The sequence below is a fragment of the Chryseobacterium sp. X308 genome, assembly GCF_020733145.1.
Classification (GTDB): Bacteria; Bacteroidota; Bacteroidia; order Flavobacteriales; family Weeksellaceae; genus Chryseobacterium; species Chryseobacterium cupriresistens.
Genome location: NZ_JAJFZH010000010.1, coordinates 110,318 through 127,305 on the forward strand (window position 1 = coordinate 110,318; position 16,988 = coordinate 127,305).

At 35.9% G+C, this 16,988-nt stretch carries 11 protein-coding genes; 6 read left to right on the top strand and 5 right to left on the bottom strand.

Going from position 1 to position 16,988, the window contains the following annotated elements:
* Nucleotides 1-200 precede the first annotated feature (200 nt).
* The 4 genes from LIV57_RS12850 (at nt 201) to LIV57_RS12865 (ending at nt 8,317) form a co-directional block, all read left to right on the top strand.
* Nucleotides 201-2,771, top strand: a complete 2,571-nt coding sequence (locus tag LIV57_RS12850; RefSeq protein ID WP_227942892.1) for a peptidoglycan DD-metalloendopeptidase family protein — start codon at nt 201-203, stop codon at nt 2,769-2,771.
* Nucleotides 2,752-3,771, top strand: coding sequence for a hypothetical protein (locus LIV57_RS12855; protein WP_227942893.1), 1,020 nt, complete (start codon nt 2,752-2,754; stop codon nt 3,769-3,771). The genes LIV57_RS12850 and LIV57_RS12855 overlap by 20 nt, the downstream gene beginning before the upstream one ends.
* Before the next feature lie 290 nt (nt 3,772-4,061).
* Nucleotides 4,062-5,441, top strand: coding sequence for an orotidine-5'-phosphate decarboxylase (gene pyrF, locus LIV57_RS12860; RefSeq protein WP_227942894.1), 1,380 nt, complete (start codon nt 4,062-4,064; stop codon nt 5,439-5,441).
* A 53-nt stretch (nt 5,442-5,494) separates the two neighbouring features.
* Nucleotides 5,495-8,317 carry an aminopeptidase gene (locus tag LIV57_RS12865; RefSeq protein WP_227942895.1) on the top strand — a complete coding sequence of 941 codons (2,823 nt, stop codon included), beginning with the start codon at nt 5,495-5,497 and terminating at the stop codon, nt 8,315-8,317.
* Nucleotides 8,318-8,376: 59 nt separating this feature from the next.
* Here LIV57_RS12865 and LIV57_RS12870 read toward each other — a convergent pair whose 3' ends face one another.
* A complete protein-coding gene (locus tag LIV57_RS12870; RefSeq protein ID WP_202841283.1) occupies nt 8,377-9,186 on the bottom strand; it encodes a T9SS type A sorting domain-containing protein in 810 nt (269 codons plus the stop codon).
* Nucleotides 9,187-9,340: 154 nt separating this feature from the next.
* Nucleotides 9,341-10,210: a T9SS type A sorting domain-containing protein gene (locus LIV57_RS12875; protein ID WP_227942896.1), complete on the bottom strand. Its 870-nt coding sequence runs from the start codon at nt 10,208-10,210 to the stop codon at nt 9,341-9,343.
* 153 nt (nt 10,211-10,363) lie between these two features.
* Between LIV57_RS12875 and LIV57_RS12880 the strand changes: the two genes are divergently transcribed.
* Together LIV57_RS12880 and dusB are read left to right on the top strand one after the other, a co-directional pair.
* Entirely contained in the window at nt 10,364-13,591 is a 3,228-nt protein-coding gene (locus LIV57_RS12880; protein ID WP_227942897.1) for a hypothetical protein, read from the top strand.
* 149 nt (nt 13,592-13,740) lie between these two features.
* Nucleotides 13,741-14,736 carry a tRNA dihydrouridine synthase DusB gene (dusB, locus tag LIV57_RS12885; RefSeq protein ID WP_110008089.1) on the top strand — a complete coding sequence of 332 codons (996 nt, stop codon included), beginning with the start codon at nt 13,741-13,743 and terminating at the stop codon, nt 14,734-14,736.
* A 51-nt stretch (nt 14,737-14,787) separates the two neighbouring features.
* Here dusB and deoC read toward each other — a convergent pair whose 3' ends face one another.
* From deoC to LIV57_RS12900, 3 genes are read right to left on the bottom strand one after another with little or no spacing between them, the layout of a single operon-like run.
* The gene (deoC, locus tag LIV57_RS12890; protein ID WP_227942898.1) at nt 14,788-15,531 is read right to left on the bottom strand and encodes a deoxyribose-phosphate aldolase; all 744 of its coding nucleotides are present in this window, start codon (nt 15,529-15,531) and stop codon (nt 14,788-14,790) included.
* A gap of 4 nt (nt 15,532-15,535) precedes the next feature.
* Nucleotides 15,536-16,006, bottom strand: coding sequence for an Lrp/AsnC ligand binding domain-containing protein (locus tag LIV57_RS12895; protein WP_002976659.1), 471 nt, complete (start codon nt 16,004-16,006; stop codon nt 15,536-15,538).
* A 27-nt stretch (nt 16,007-16,033) separates the two neighbouring features.
* A complete protein-coding gene (locus tag LIV57_RS12900; RefSeq protein ID WP_137906159.1) occupies nt 16,034-16,969 on the bottom strand; it encodes an endonuclease/exonuclease/phosphatase family protein in 936 nt (311 codons plus the stop codon).
* Nucleotides 16,970-16,988: the final 19 nt, after the last annotated feature.

The window sequence follows — 16,988 nt, forward strand, 5'->3', positions numbered from 1 at the left end:
CCGGCCAATCCGGGATGGTTTTTTATATCACTATATGAAGATTTTTTTTACTTTTGTTTTTGAACAAACACAAAAACAAAATGAAAAAGAATGTAACCCTGTATGAGGATATAATCCTTCATCCTCTCCTACAATTTAATCTGAAAAGTAATACCTGTCTCCATAGCTTTCAGCTGGAAGCTATTTAAATTCTATCAGCCATGACAGGGAATATTGCCGGGGATCAGAATCCCCGGGTTGGAACAGTGTGTTCCTACGAAATAAAGCCTTCAGGACTTTCATTTGGTCTTAAAGGTGATTATGAATGGTATCTTTATAAGAAACAAAAGAACGGAAGCTGGAAAGACATCACCGGAAAACCAAAAACCGGTGAAAAAGTGACTTACAACTTTGGAGAAATAGCGCTGGGAGTAGAATTTCAAATGAAGGTGTATCAGATTAAAAAAGGGATTTTACCCGGCCTTCCTGTCACCAGAGAACTGGTTGGCAGTCTTAGAATAGTTCCTATCAGCAACAAAGTTCCGAAGATTGATAAAGTAGTCCTCTTTAACAGAGGAGCAAAAGATTTCAACACAGCCAGCTACCGTGATACTCTTATTGCGCAGGCTCACTGCATCGCAATGTTTAATAAAGAAATTGAGTTTCACCTTTGGGAAGATGACGCTCCTGGGAAAGGCCACGATGCCAGTATTAACAAAAACAACCGTCACACCCGCAGCTACAAGGCTCGCGTCAATGAAAAAGGGATTGCAGAAGTGTCAATACCTCTGATGTCTGATGAAAAAATCCTTCGTCAGATGGCCAATCAGTTTCTGATGAAAGGTGACAGGAATGAAGGAGCGAATCATGAATATTATGTTACGGCCACCTACTCCGGAAAAATTCAGGGAGCCAGCCAGGTGAATGTAGAGGTAGCCAACCCTGATTATAAGGGCCGGCCTCAACCCCAACCCAAGCCGCAGCCTGAGAAACACACACCAAAATTTCCTGTCGGACCAGAAGGTGGTTCCAAACAACCTGATCCTAAAGGTAATATTATAGAAGCGGTTCTCATTGATGATACAGGAAAAGAGCTTTCCAAAGTAGCTGTAGAAGATAAAGTTAGGGTAAGAATTCACTCCAAGAATATGGTGGGAAAACACATCCAATATGTCATCTGGAAATATGATTCCACATCCACTCATGAAGTTTATAGAAGTGTAATGATTAAAATTCCTGCCGATGTATACGATACCTCAGGATTTATCATTACTAAAGTTAGTTCTGAGAAAGGAATAGGCTTTCCAATCGGCAATCTGAATTCCTATACACAAAACTATTTTATAGAAATTATCTCCAAAGATCTTTCTGCAGAATCTCAGAAATTTGGGGTAAATTCGGATGGATTGCTGGAAATGGAGAAGGTGAAGAGTGCGGTAGGGGTGGATAAGACACAGCCTTCTAATAAATCAAAAGATGAAAAAGTATGTGAATGCGAAGCAAGAGTAAGAGCATTTATCAGAATGTTAAGAGTAAAAGAAGGTACAGATACAGAAAATGGCTACACTACTCAATATAGCGGAAAACAGTTCTCAGATTTAAGCAAGCATCCTGAAGAAGTAATTACATCTGGTAAATATTCATCTTCAGCTGCAGGTGCATATCAAATAATGACGGATACATGGAAAAATTTGACAGGATATTATCAGGACAAAAATAAAAATTGGCATTATTCTGAAAAGTTGGACTACTCAAAAAAATATAATATCACTAGCTTTGATCAAGAATCTCAAGATAAATTCTGCTTAGTAATTATGAAGCACAATTATATCCAAGACCGTTCGGATAGCTTCTATAATCCTGTTGTGTGGAAAGATAAGAAAAAGAAGATTCGTGATACAGTAAAAGAAGAAAAATTAAAAGAATGGAGAAAAAGATTTAAAGGGAAACAAGGAGATATCATCCAAATGATTATTAATAATGATATTAAAAAAGCTGCTCTTATTTCTAGTTTATGTTGGGCAAGTTTACCAGACTCCCCGTATGGGCAACAAAGTTCATCATATACTTTTGATATGGTAAAGGCCATTTACGAGAAAAACCTTAAAGAAGAATTAATTGAACCAAGTAAAGAATTACATTTAAAAAAAGGTTTTTTAAAAGAATTTGGATATGGATGTTGTGAATCAAATGATAATAAAGAACCTCAATCTAAAAATGAATGTCCAGAAGATTGTTCACAATGTTTTCATTATGCTGATGTATGGGAAAATCCCGAGATAAGTTCAGATAATGGAGGAAAAAATAATAATAGATTTGGATATAATTCTGCAAGAGGGCATAAAGGAATAGATATTCTTTCAGGTCCAACATATAAAGATGTACATTCTTTAATGTGTGGTGAAGTTACAGCTATAGTAAATACTTTTAAGACGAACGAATATAGATATAAAAGTTTAGGTAATACTTTAATGATAAAATCTAAAGATAAAGATGGGAAAACTGTATTTATCTTATATTGTCATCTTAATAAAATATATGTTAAAAAAGGGGAAAAAGTAAAACATGGCCAAAAAATAGCCCAATCAGGATCGACAGGAAATGCTTCAAGCAGTGAATTTCTAAATGGAGTAAAAGGCTCTGGAATTAACAAGAAATACTGGCATTGTCACATTGAAGCAGCAACAAAAGGTGATGGATACCATAACTTCCGTGACCTAGGATCATACAGAGTAAAAGCAGAAGATTATATGAAAACAAAATTTGATAAAAATGGTAATCCGATTAAATAGTATAGTAACAATAATAAGTTTTTTATGTTTATTAGTATCATGTAGAAATGATGCAAAAGAAAAAAATATAACGACCAAAGTCATTAATAAAGAAATCACTCAGGTTGATTTTCTTAATAAGAAATATTTCAAAAGATATTCAATGTCTGTGGATGAATCAACACCAGCTGACCATCCTCATTACAATTATTTAGATTGTGAAAAAGAAGGCTATTTCTCTGTTCATTTCATTCCCAAGGATAAAACACTCATTTCTTTTTGGAAAGATCAATATTTTAAGGAAAATAAATATGAATATGATGATTGGGAAACTGAAAATAAAATTGTTTCTAAGCTTTTAAATGGTAAGTATGAATTATATAATATTTTTTGTTTTCAAATAACAAAAAAATACTTAGATACATCTTCGGGCTGCACAGAAGAAAGTATTAATATAAAAGAAGAAAGTATTGCTGACTTATACCTTTATAATTTAAAAACAAAGAAATGGGATTTTTTAAAAAGCCTAAATGTATCAATTTTACCACCTCTTGCAGATAATAATTTTTTCATAAAAAACTTTCCAGATCTTATTCATCAAATTGAAAATCAACCATCAACAGTAATAAAAGATTCTACAACAATTCCTAAATCTTCCATTTGGTCAACTGACTGTAAAGCTGATAAATTCATTAGTATTAAAACAGACATTAACAATATACAGTTTACAATACCTGACAGGTTTTCAATGAATGCTCAATTAAAAAAAATGAGTAATAATAAATATGAATTTTACTTTACCGATTTCCCTCCGATTATTTCTCTTCCTGAAGAAATGCAGAATTGGGATAATTTAGATAATAAAAAAGCAGTTGGCTATTTTGAAATAATTGATGATTCTAAGATAATTTTAACATGGTTTGGTTTTTATGATAAGACTGCAAAGAAAAACATACAAACTAAAAACCCTTTTAATAACTTAAATAATAACCCTGCAAGTCTTATTAGATGTTCTGAGTAATTACAACACAAAGTATTATAGGATGTTGCAACATTAATATAAATATAAACTTAATTTCTAGTGGAAATTGAGATATTTCTTCAGAACAAATAGAATCAAAAATGAATAAAAGTACAAAAGAAAAAGTATATTAAATAATAGAGATTAGAAAGAAAAAACATTCCCTCCAATAAAAATGTACAATTTCATACCATCCCGGCCAATCCGGGATGGTTTTTTATTGACAAATGGGCGATAAATTTTTAAGCCTTATTTCAATTCCTTAAATTTGCAATATCTAATAAAAAATAATGGAAAGTAAAAAAGAATTCTTCTTAGAGTGTTACAAACTAGGCATCATCAAATTCGGCAGGTTTACCCTGAAAAGCGGTATTGAAAGTCCTTTTTATGTAGACCTGAGACCTTTGGCTTCAGATCCTAAAATTTTAAAAAATCTTGCTAATTATTTATTGGAAATGCTTCCGTTAGATAATTTTGATTTAATCTGTGGAGTTCCTTATGCTGCTCTTCCTATGGCTACAGCAATGTCTCTGGAAAGCTATATTCCATTAATTATTAAAAGAAAAGAAGCAAAAAGCTACGGTACCAAGAAGCTGATTGAAGGAATTTACCAGAAAGGACAAAACTGTCTTTTGGTAGAAGATGTGATCACTTCAGGAAAATCTTTGCTGGAAACTATTCCTGAAATAGAACAGGAAGATCTTAAAGTTTCAGACATTGTGGTGGTACTTGACAGAGAGCAGGGAGGAAAACAATTATTGGAAAGCAAAGGATACAGAGTACACACCCTTTTCAATATTTCGGAAGTATGCAATATTCTTCAGGAAACTGGTGAATTGTCAGATGAAGAAGTAAAAAGAATTCAGGACTTCCTTCAAGGGAACCATATTCAGTTTGAAGAGGAAACAAGATCTTCTTATGAGCAGAAACTTCAGGTAACACAGCATTCCGTTTCAAAAAAATTACTGGAAACAGCTTTGGCAAAAAAATCAAACCTTATTGCCTCTGCAGATGTTACTACAACTCAGGAGCTGTTGGCACTTGCTGAAAAAGTAGGTCCGCATATTATTGCTTTAAAAACGCATATCGATATTATTTCTGATTTTGAATACGAAAAAACAATTACTCCTTTAAAAGCTATTGCTGCAAAACACCAGTTCTTACTGATGGAAGACAGAAAATTTGCTGATATCGGAAATACACAGGAACTTCAGTTCACAAGCGGGGTTTTCAAAATTACAGATTGGGCAGATTTTGTAACTTCACAGGTAATCGGAGGTTTTGAATCATTAGACTGTTTCAAAAATGTAGGAGTGGTAGCCATCGTTGGAATGTCTTCCAAAGGAGCTCTGACAACTGCAAGCTATCGTGAGGAAGCTTTAAAAGTGGCTTTATCTCATCCTAATGTCATTGGTGGTGTATCTCAGAATAAAATTCCTGAGGATCTGCTATTGTTTACTCCGGGAGTAAATCTTGCGGATTCAGGAGATGGTAAAGGGCAGCAGTACAACACACCGGAACATGTTTTCAAAACACTGCACACAGATTTTATCATCGTAGGAAGAGGAATCTACAAATCCAATGATCCTGAAGCATCTGCCATCACTTATAAAACAGAAGGATGGAATGCTTATATTAATTCTTTGGAAAAAAAAACAATTCAAGGTTAAAATGCTATAAAGTATATACAAAATAAGTTATATTTGAGCTTTATCACGAATATTTGAAAAAGATCAGCATTTGCCTTATTTTGTTATGGGGAGTTGTACAGGTTTCTGCACAGACAGACAGTATATACATTGAAACAAAACTGTCTCCTGACAAAAAAAACCTCGAGGTCCGCCAGGAAATGGTTTATTATAATCAATCCGGGAAAGACCTGCAGACCGTAAAACTCCTGAATTGGGTTGCCGCGTACAATAAACGGGGAACTTCTTTAGTCTACAGAAAACTGGAAGACCGGAATAATGATTTGCATTTTGCAAAAAATGACCAATTGGGAAAACTTCTGGAACTGAACATTAAAAATTCTGAAAATGAAGCCCTTCCTGTCAATACCCTCTCAGATGAAAATCTTTTTATTCCTCTGAAAAATGTATTAAAACCCGGCGAAAGCGTCACTCTACAGTTGCAATACAGGATGCAGCTTCCCGATAAAACTTTTACGGGATACGGAACATCCGCCCAGAATACTGTATTAAAATATTTCTTTATTGTTCCGGATCATTTTGATCCGGACAATATTTCCAGAAGAAACTATCATGATATTGAGGAACAGGTAAGCTTTAATACTTTCTGGACCGTCAATTTTGATATTCCTGTGAACAGTTTTGTTGAAGGTAACCTTCCGCAGGTTCAGATGAACTCATTTAAGGGCTATCTCGATTCGGATCCTGAGTTTTTAATTTCTCCGACAGCATTTCAATCCATAAAAACCAATGTTGACGGAGAGGAAATCGAAATCAAATTTGGATATAATCTGAAACCGGATGAAAAACAAAACCTGGAGTTTTATCTTCCTTTACAATTAAAATTTATCAAGGAACGCATCGGGTATCTTCCGAAAAGTATTTTTATCTCAGATAAATTCAGAGCCAAAGAAGACTTTTTCGGGAATAATGATATTACTTTCTGGAAATTCAGATTCCGCCTGTTTACCGAGACCGAAAAAACCGATATGGATTATTTCGGGATCATTGCCAAGAAAATTCTTGACGAAGGCGTTATTGCAGATAAAGAAAAAGACCACTGGTTTAAAAATGGTTTAAAATCTTATCTTGAAATTCAGTACCTCAAAAAATTCTACGCTGATACGAAACTTCTAGGGACACTTCCAGAGACCAGAATCTTTGGACTTAAACCATTAAAGTTATTCCACGCCTCCAAAGTAAAACTTCTGGACCGCTACGGACTTTCCTATCAGTATATCATGCTGCAGAACCTTGATCAGAAAATTGATGAACATTTCCCTGTTCTGAGTAATTTCAATGATATGGCCATCAGCAGCTTTGAAACAGGAAGCCTTTTCAACTACTCGGCAGACAAAATGGGATATGAACAATTCGATGGGATTGTAAAAAATTATATTTCTAAAAATTCCGGAAAAAAAATTAATCCTGAAGAATTCCTGTCATCTCTTTCTGAAAACAATACATCAACAGCCTATCTGTCCAACTTTTTCAAACAAAAGAACAGGGTTGATTTTAAATTAAAAAACATTAGAAAAGATAATGACTCCCTGCAAATAAAAATTGTAAGAAATACAGATATTTCTATTCCTGTAAAGCTGGAAACAGAAACCAGAGAAGGAGAAAAGAAAGCGTATTGGATAGACACGGAGGAAAATGAACGTACCACCAGCCTGTCGCTTCCTGCATCAGAGAATATTTACAAAACCACCTTAAACAGTGGCTATATCTTTCCTGAATCCAATTACAGGAACAACTTCCTGTATGCGAAAGGATTATTTTCCAATGCAAAAAAAATTAAACTTAAATTAATAAAAGATATTCCCAACCCGGAATACAATGAGATTTACATCAGCCCAAGGGTTCGTTTCAACAATACGTATGATAAATTTCTTTTGGGAGCCAATTTTAAAAATCAATCTTTCTTTGATCAGAAACTTTTGTATTCGGTGACTCCAACCTATAGTACCGGAACAGGGAAACTTACCGGTTCAGGAGCTGTCTCCTATTCTATTCTGCCTGCAGAAAGCATTATCAGAAGTCTTACATTCGGGGTTTCCGGCTCTTATTTTCATTATGATTATGATCTTGCCTACAGAAAGACTTCTATATCTTCTTCTATTAACTTCAGAAAAAACCCGAGAAGTACCGTTAGCAGAAGTCTTGGCGTATCCTATAATTATTTTGAAAGGGATCTGAGTCCTAAGATGATTGCCAATAATGATTACAGCAAATATAACCTCTGGAGTATCGGATATGGCTATAGCGACAGCCAGATGATTCATGAAAAAAGTTTCAGCCTGAGCACCCAGGGAATGGAAGATTTCAATAAAATAACGGCTGAAGGCTTCTACAGATGGGAATTTGCTCCAAAACAAAAGCTGAGCTTACGTTTATTCGCCGGATATTTCTTAAGAAACAACACCAGAAATAACCTCTTCGACTATGGGATTTCCAGGGTTTCCAACTATTCATTCTCTTATACGCTTTTGGGAGAAAGTGCCAGCAGCGGGCTTCTTTCCCAGCAGTTCATATTAGCTGATGGTGGTTTTAAATCTTTTCTTCCGGGAACAGTCAACCAATGGATCACCTCTGCCAACGTGGATTCAAGTGTATGGAAAATCTTCCATGTATATGCGGATGCGGGAGTGTATAAAAACAAAGATCTTCCCGCCAAATTCATCTGGGACACCGGAGTTAAAGTAAGAATCATCCCCGATTTTCTGGAAGTGTATTTCCCGATACAGTCGTCTTTAGGATTTGAACCTTCATTCAAAGATTATGGGAAGCGTATCAGATACACTTTAATTCTTAATCTCGGATCCATTATTAATGCAGCGAGAAGAGGTTGGTATTAAGATTCTGAAAAATAAAAAATAAGGACAACCTGTTATCGGTTGTCCTTTCTTATTTAAAACTAATCTTTTATAATTTTCTGTGAAATCGGAATATTGTTAATGGTTCCCGTCACAATATAAGTTCCTTTTGGAAGCTCTGCAATATCAAGAGTTGAGGCCAGCTTAGTAGGTGATTTTTTAACGACCTGTCTGAATGTATCGTAAACTTTCACATCTTTCACCTCAGTTCCGAACACGACTTTACTGTCTTTTATAAATGGATTTTGTACAAAACCTGACTTCACACTGCCTTCGAGGGAAAAGTCTGCCATATTATCATTACTTCCTACTAAATTTCTCCTGATAGCCGTGGTTGTAGTGGGAGAAGGAGCCGGCCCGTCTCCTTTAAACTGATCTGCATTGGATCCGTACCCTACAAAATCCAGAACATTGGATGCAGAAGGCCCTGTGACCTGCACTATATTTCCCGCTAATGCAACTTTTCCTGATACGTTGGAAATTTTTAATCCTGAAGATTTATTGGGAGTTCCATCAAAATTTACGATTGTAGTTGCAATAAAATCCGGTGTTGGCAGATTTTCTACACCTCCTTCAATCGCTGATTCCTGAATCAAATAGGTTTCTTCAGGTCCTAATGTCAAATCCGGAAGCGTATGATATTCTGTAAAAGCACCTATCGCCGGAGCATATTGAATACTTGCTCCCGTCAAAGAAACCAAAGTAGTTCCGATATTTTTAAGGACGATATAATTATTCTTTAATACAGCTCCTGAATTGGCATTCCCGCCATAGATCTCATTGATCACAATCTGAGCATTTGAAAAAGAAGTTAATAATGTAAGTCCAGCAAGAGTAAAGATTTTTTTCATCGTATTAATTTTAGAAATGGATTGATCATAAAACATCAAAAATAATACCACCAAATTAGGAAATATATAAGATACAAAAAGCTAAACATCAGGAAATAATCACAAAAACAGCCGCTTCAATGAAGCGGCTGTTTATATTTTTATTTAAAAGGGATTAGTCTTTAAGAACTTTCTGAGAAACCGGCTGGTTGTTTACTGTACCTGTAACGATATAGTTTCCTTTTGCCAATTCAGCAACGCTTACCGTTTCATTTTGTCTTACAGAAGCTTCTTTTACAAGCTGTCCGAAGCTATTGAAAATCTTCACATCTTTTACATCAGATCCGAAAACAATTTCATTATTTTTAACGAAAGAGTTCTTTACAAAGTTTCCTGACTTTATGTTTTTAGAATCGATAACAGCTAAAGTGGCGCTAGATGCAGTAACCGTTAAAGAAATATCATCTATTCTCCAATTGGCAGTACCCAAAGATGGAGTTCCTGTACCAGGGCTGTCACTTCCATAGATTCTTAGTGTAACCGGAGCTGATTCTGCACCTACTAAATTACTCCCTGAAAAAGTAATATTATTCAAGGTCCATGTACTGTTATTGTTAACGTTTACAGTTCCTATCGCTGTTGCATAATTATCGATGCTTGAATATACGGTAATCTTTCCAGGACCGGTAGATGTTCCTCTTGACCCGAAATTGAGAGAATTCAAAGTTACTTTGTTACCCGCAACAGGAGTAACAGTAACACTAAAATAGGTGCTTGTTGCAGTTGAAAGTGGTTCTTTAAAAGCTGCAGCACCAAAATTACTGGATCCGCTTGCTCCTGCATATCCTGTAGATACAGATGTAGCAGTTATTAAATTGGTAGTACCATTATTATTTCCCTGAGTTGCTGCAAATGCCACACTTGAAATAGTAGCGTTGGTACCGGAAATAGGATTTACAGAACTACCGTCCCAAAGGTAAGTTGTTTGCGCAAAAACCACTGCGCTCAGTGCAACTGTTGCAAAAAGAGAATAAAGTTTTTTCATGATTTATTTTTTGTTGTTAATAATTTTCTTTCTCTAACAAAACTACATTCTAATTTTTTTTCAGGGACAATAAAGAGGTTAAGTTTTTGTTAATAATAGTTGACCTCTTAATGTTAACATTTTTTAATTATTTTTACGAATTATTTTTAAAAGTTGCGGAATTTTGTCATTCTATTCGTTTTGTTCTTCGTAGGCATATTTTCAGGAAATGCTCAGGTATTTTTATGGAAAAATCCCAACGTGCCTGAAGACAGCATCAAAAGAGACAGTATTCTTGCGGCAAAGCTGGAGCAGGACATCTTTGCAAAGGACACGCTGGATTTTATAAGAACGCACAATAAGATCATTATTGATGAAGCCGTACTGGCAAAAAATGATAAAAAGAGATTCTTAGGAGAGCTTAATTCAAAAGGATCTATTATCCGTGGGATTACTTTTGGTAACAACCAGGGACAGTCTGTACAAAGTTCCATGGATCTTCAGATATCAGGGCGGTTATCCAAAGATGTTACTATTTTAGCAAGTATTTCAGATCATAACCTGCCGATTCAGGCTGATGGTTATACCCAGACTTTGGAGGAGTTTGACAAAATCTATATGCAGCTTAATATTAAGGATAAATCTATCCTCAGGGCAGGGCATCTTGACCTTGTAGAAGCTAAAAATTATTTTGCCAAATACCAGAGGAGAAGTATGGGACTTCAGTTTCAGACAGAATTCGGGAAGGAAAACAAGACATTCTTAGATATCTCTGCAGGGGTTGCACGAAGTGAATTCCACAGAATCCGTTTTCAGGGGGTTGAAGGTAACCAGGGACCTTACCGTCTGACAGGTAAGAACGGTGAACAGTTTATTACACTGATCTCCGGTTCTGAACAGGTCTTTATTGATGGGATCCTGATGAAGCGCGGTGAAAACCAGGATTATATCATCAATTACAACACCGGTGAAGTTACCTTTACCAGTTTCCGTCCTATTTTCCAGCAGAATTTCATCACGATTTCTTATAACTATGCCAACAGGAATTATTCAAGGTATCTGTTTACAGGAAAGCTTGAGCATCAGAGAGAAAAATTCAAGGTGGGATTCAACTGGTTCATGGAAAATGACAATAAGAACGCACCTCTTTCTTTAAATCTGTCTAAAGAAGATGAGCAGATTCTGGCTGATGCCGGAAATAATCCTGACCTGATGTATGCCCCTTCAGGAGTTGTAACCGAATATGATGTCAATAAAATTTTATACAAACTAAGTCCCGCAGGTAATTTCTATGAATATTCTACGGATTCGAGTTTAACACTTTATCAGGTTTCTTTTACTTATTTCGGAGCTAATCAGGGAGATTATAAAATTGCACAGACTACCAACAACGGGCGTGTTTTTGAATATGTGGGTCCTAATGGCGGAGATTACAGAGCGGTAAGAAAACTTCCTTCTCCTCAGAAATCCCAGGTATACTCTCTGAACTCTGAATATCTGCTGAACGAAGGAAAAATAGGTGCAGATATCTCTTTGAGTAATTATGATGTCAATTTATTTTCATCAAAAGATTCTGATCAGAATATCGGCTATGCATGGCGTATTTTTGGAAATAAAAGCTTTACAAAAAACGCATGGAAAGGAACGCCAAGCTTTGAATATCAATATATAGACAGACAGTTTCATATCCTTGACCGTATCAATGATGTAGAATTCTCCAGAGATTTCAACCTTACCCAGGAATTCAATAAAAAGACCCAAAACAGATTTATCTTCAGTTTCCTGAATAAATGGAATAATAAGTCTACGTTGAATTACCGCATCAATTATCTGGATGAACAGGATTCTTACAAAGGGATTAAAAACGACCTTGACTTTGGCTGGCTAACGGGAAAATTCTTTACTAAAGGTAATTTATCTTATCTGAGCACCAATGCTACTCTTCAGGATACAAAATTCATCCGTGGTGGAGTTTCAACAGAGTTTACCGGTAAAAAAGGAAGCTGGGCTATTGGTGGAAGCATGGAACACAACGAGAAGAAGTACAACGATACCCAGCTTATGGATGTCACGAGTTTCAGCTGGAAAGAAATCTTTTTACAAAAGAAAATCGGGGACAGCACAAGAACCAAATTACTGGCAAAAGTATATATGAGGGATAACGACTCAGTACGTGATAACAGGCTTCAGAATATGAACAATATTCTGGGGATCATGGCTGAAAGTCAGATTATCAAAACCGAAAGAACCAGTTTAAATGCCCTGATTCACTACCGGAAATTCTTCTACGCAGGGGCGGAAGGTGAAGTAACCCGTAATAATGATTTCGTTGTTGGAAACATCTTATACAACCAGCAGCTTTTCAGAAACGGGATGCGGCTTCAGGCTTTCTATGAGCTGGGGAACGGGCAGGAAGCACAGAGGGAATTCCAGTACATCAAAGTTACAGACGGACAAGGTGTTTATAAATGGACGGATTATAACGGAGACGGCGTTCAGCAGCTGGACGAATTTGAAATTGCCGAATATTCCGATCTCGCCCAATACATCCGTGTCTATACAAATTCTGTACGCTATATTCCTTCCAATAAAAATAAATTGCAATTGGCTTTGTTTGTCAATCCGGCCATTGTTTTCAACTCTGAGAATGGATTTTTAAAACGTTGGAATTTTAATATTTCATTAAATTCTCAAAACTCTTTCTACAAAAAGGAAAAGGTACTTGTGCTGAATCCTTTTGAAAAGAACAGTGACCAGATTCTTAAAAATCAGAATATTCTGGCTTCCGTACAGTTTAATCCAACCGATAAATCAGGCTGGAACGGAAATTATCGTTTCATCACCAATGACAATCTCATCAATGCCAATTTCAGTAATGAAGAACGTGAGCAGACTTCTCATTTCCTGAACATAGGATATTGGTTCAATAAAGAATTCAGAGTGGATTGGGAAAACTCGGTTCATGATATCCAAAACTCTTCACAGTTATTTAAAACAAGAGATTATCGTCTGAATAATTTTGAAACCAAGCCTAAAGCAACTTATAAATTCACCGATGCTATTCAGGCTGAATTATCTTCTGCTTTCCGCCAGAAACAAAGATTGGATGGCGAAGAACTTCTTAAGGCTTTTGATGTTACAGGAACCATCCAGTGGGAGCGAAGAAAAACGTCTATCCGTGGAAACTTCTCATTTATCAATAACGATTTTACAGGAAACAATTTCAGTATTGTAGGAAACCAGATGCTGGATGGCCTTAAACCCGGAAAAAACCAGGTGTGGAGTGTATTTATCCAGCAGGCTATCAACTCGTTCATACAGCTGAATCTTAATTACGAAGGAAGAAATTCCGGCGACCGTACCATTCATATCGGAAGTATGCAGGTAAAAGCAAGCTTCTAACAATGGACAACTGGAAGTGGGCAGCCAATCAACTCTTATATTCACTATTTAAAGTCTTTTTCTATCCTCCAATTTCTAAACAAAACAATCATTTAGGCCGATAGATAATATCATATTTATGAATGTTCAGAATTTCGTAAATTTGCACCATGATAAAAATAGGCAACATAGAACTGCCGGAATTTCCGCTTTTGCTGGCTCCGATGGAAGACGTAAGTGATCCTCCGTTCAGACGTTTGTGTAAAATGCATGGTGCAGATTTAATGTATTCGGAATTTATTTCTTCCGAAGGGTTGATTCGTGACGCTATCAAGAGCCGTAAAAAGCTGGATATTTTCGATTATGAAAGACCCGTTGGGATACAGATTTTTGGTGGAGACGAAGAAGCTATGGCCATGTCTGCAAGAATTGTTGAAACGGTAAATCCGGATCTGGTAGACATTAATTTTGGATGTCCGGTAAAAAAAGTTGTCTGCAAGGGAGCAGGTGCTGGGGTTTTGAAAGATATCGACCTTATGGTACGTCTTACAAAAGCTGTTGTAAGCTCTACCCATCTTCCAGTTACTGTAAAAACCCGTTTAGGATGGGACAGTACCAGCATTAATATTGATGAAGTAGCAGAACGCCTTCAGGAAACAGGAATTAAAGCCCTTACGATACATGCAAGAACCCGTGCTCAAATGTACAAGGGTGAAGCAGACTGGGAACACATTTCAAGGATTAAACAAAATCCAAATATTGAGATCCCGATTTTTGGAAATGGTGATATAGATTCTGCTGAAAAAGCATTAGAATATAAGCAAAAGTATGCCTGTGACGGTATTATGATCGGTCGTGCTGCTATTGGATATCCGTGGATTTTTAATGAAATCAAGCATTTCTTTAAAACAGGAGAGCATTTACCTGAGCCAACCATTTCAGACCGTTTACTGGCTGTTCGTCAGCACGCAGAATGGAGTGCTGAATGGAAAGGAGAAAGGCTAGGTCTGGTTGAAATGAGACAGCATTACAGCAACTATTTCAGAGGAATTCCCCATTTCAAGGAGTTCAGAAAAAAATTCCTGGAAGTTTTCACTATGGAAGAAATGGACAGCCTGATCAAAGAAACCCAACAGTTCTATGAAGAATATCAGGCACAGCTATAAAATAAAAACCATCAGCAAAACTGATGGTTTTTTTATATTAAGAATCTGATATTAATATCCTTCTGATGAAGATTCGTTTTTAATTAATCCCAGAGCTGAAGAAGTTCCAATTCTTTTAACCCCCATTTTGATCATTTTTTCAGCATCTTCGGGAGTTCTTACTCCTCCTGCTGCTTTTACGGGAAGTTTGCCGGCATTGCTCAGCATAATTGTTATTCCTTCAAAGGTTGCTCCGTTAGGTTTTCCTTCGGCAGTCTGATAAAATCCTGTTGATGATTTGACAAAAATTTTCGGCAATTCATTTTCAGAGAAATTTTCTTCTGCCCAGGTAGAAATCTTTTTGGTAAGATCTGCAATTTGTGCATCCGTTAAGGCTGCAATTTCAATAATCCATTTTGCAATTTTATGATGCTCAAGTGATAATTGGGTACATTTTACAAATTCTTCTCTTACCAGTTCTATATTTCCCTGTAGATAAGCGGTATAATTAATAACAAAATCCAGTTCATCTGCTCCGTCTTCTATTGCTTTTGAAGCTTCTGCAAGCTTTTCATCAATAGAATACGTTCCTTCGTGGAAACCTATTACAGTTCCTACTACAACATTTGAATTTCTTTCCTGAATATATTTCTTCACCTCCGATACATAATCCGGACGAATCATCACGGCAAAAATACCATTATCTATTGCTTCCTGAGCAAGTTCTTTATCTTTTTGAAGTGTTTCTTCGTGGGAAATACCTGATTGTTCTGGGGTTTTCAGGTAAGTTGAATCCAAATATTGGGCTATGTTCATGTCGTTATACTTTCAATTGTCTGTAAATACCTTGTTCCAAAGATATAAAAGTTTCTGTTCTGGTTACACCTTTCAGCTTTTGAAGCTTGCTAAGGATCTGCATTAAGTGATCATTGTCTTTACAAAGAACTTTCAGAAAAATAGTATAATTTCCTGTCGTATAGTGGGCTTCCACTACTTCGTTGATATCATGCAAAGACTTTACCACTTCCGGATAATGGCTTGGCTGATCTAAAAATACACCAATGTAGGAAATTACTTTGTATCCAATTTTCTTAGGATTAAGAAATGATATTGAATTTTCAATAACTCCTGCATGTTCGAGTTTTTTGATTCTTTGATGCACTGCAGTAGTGGAAATTCCGACATTTTTTGAAATGTGGGCTAAAGAAGTTTTAGCATTATCCATCAACATGTAGATGATTTCTTTGTCAATAGAATCTAAATGGTAGCTTGTGTTGCTCGAATTTTTCATTTTCTACTTTTTTATTATTTATGTTTTTTAATGTAAATTTTTAAATTTTACAAAAACCGGAAAGTGATCGCTATATCCTCCTAAATACCGGGTACCGGCATAAGTTCGGAAAGGCCGTCCTTCAAAATTTCTGGTTCTGCTGCGAATTTTTTCAGAATTAAAAATATGGGCATCCTGAAAAGCCAGCGTCTTATTATCAAGTAAAGATCTTGACATAATGATCTGATCATACAGCAATCCAGATTTATAATGAAAAGTAGAATAATTTCTTGTAGAAAACAATTGTTGAAAAGGGTTCATTAAAACCTTCTCACGGTCATTGTCATAGAGAATCTGTACTAAATTTTCATCATCCGGGTTTTCGTTAAAATCACCACACAAGATAACATGCTCTTTGTCAGCATTTACAATTTTCATAATCCGTTCCCGGACTTCATTCAATATAAAGGTTCTTTTTGGTTTATTGATATCTTTTTCGCGTTTAGAGGGAAGATGCGCGATAAAGACATTAATAATTTCCCCTTTATATCTGACTTTTGAAAAAAGTACGTCTCTGGTTGTGTCGTAATTTTCTGTGTTTTTATTTACTATTTCAAAAAAGAAAGTAATGGTTTCTGAATCGATTACCTCTACTTTATTTTTATCATATAACATGGCTACATCCACTTTTCTTTCATCCATGGAATTATAATGTACAATTCCATATTCTGAATTAAAGGGTTCCATCTCCACAAGATCTTCCAAGACTTTCCTTCCGGAAACTTCAGATAATCCTATTAAAAATGGTAATACATCATTCTCCTCCTTCATCAGCTGAAATACATGCGAGATTTTAAAAAGCTTATTTTTATATCTCTTTTCATCCCAATTCCTTAATCCTGACCGGGTAGGATCTAATTTGTGGACAGGTTTCGGATCGGGCAAAAATAAATTTTCAACATTATAAAAAGAGAACAGCTCCATCTACACTAATTTCTATACT

What these genes read in the sequence shown, in the direction of transcription:
- LIV57_RS12850 (WP_227942892.1), top strand. Translation starts at nt 201, where the DNA reads ATGACAGGGAATATTGCCGGGGATCAGAATCCCCGGGTTGGAACAGTG.
- LIV57_RS12855 (WP_227942893.1), top strand. Translation starts at nt 2,752, where the DNA reads ATGGTAATCCGATTAAATAGTATAGTAACAATAATAAGTTTTTTATGT.
- pyrF (WP_227942894.1), top strand. Translation starts at nt 4,062, where the DNA reads ATGGAAAGTAAAAAAGAATTCTTCTTAGAGTGTTACAAACTAGGCATC.
- LIV57_RS12870 (WP_202841283.1), bottom strand. Translation starts at nt 9,186, where the DNA reads ATGAAAAAAATCTTTACTCTTGCTGGACTTACATTATTAACTTCTTTT.
- LIV57_RS12875 (WP_227942896.1), bottom strand. Translation starts at nt 10,210, where the DNA reads ATGAAAAAACTTTATTCTCTTTTTGCAACAGTTGCACTGAGCGCAGTG.
- dusB (WP_110008089.1), top strand. Translation starts at nt 13,741, where the DNA reads ATGATAAAAATAGGCAACATAGAACTGCCGGAATTTCCGCTTTTGCTG.
- deoC (WP_227942898.1), bottom strand. Translation starts at nt 15,531, where the DNA reads ATGAACATAGCCCAATATTTGGATTCAACTTACCTGAAAACCCCAGAA.
- LIV57_RS12895 (WP_002976659.1), bottom strand. Translation starts at nt 16,006, where the DNA reads ATGAAAAATTCGAGCAACACAAGCTACCATTTAGATTCTATTGACAAA.
- LIV57_RS12900 (WP_137906159.1), bottom strand. Translation starts at nt 16,969, where the DNA reads ATGGAGCTGTTCTCTTTTTATAATGTTGAAAATTTATTTTTGCCCGAT.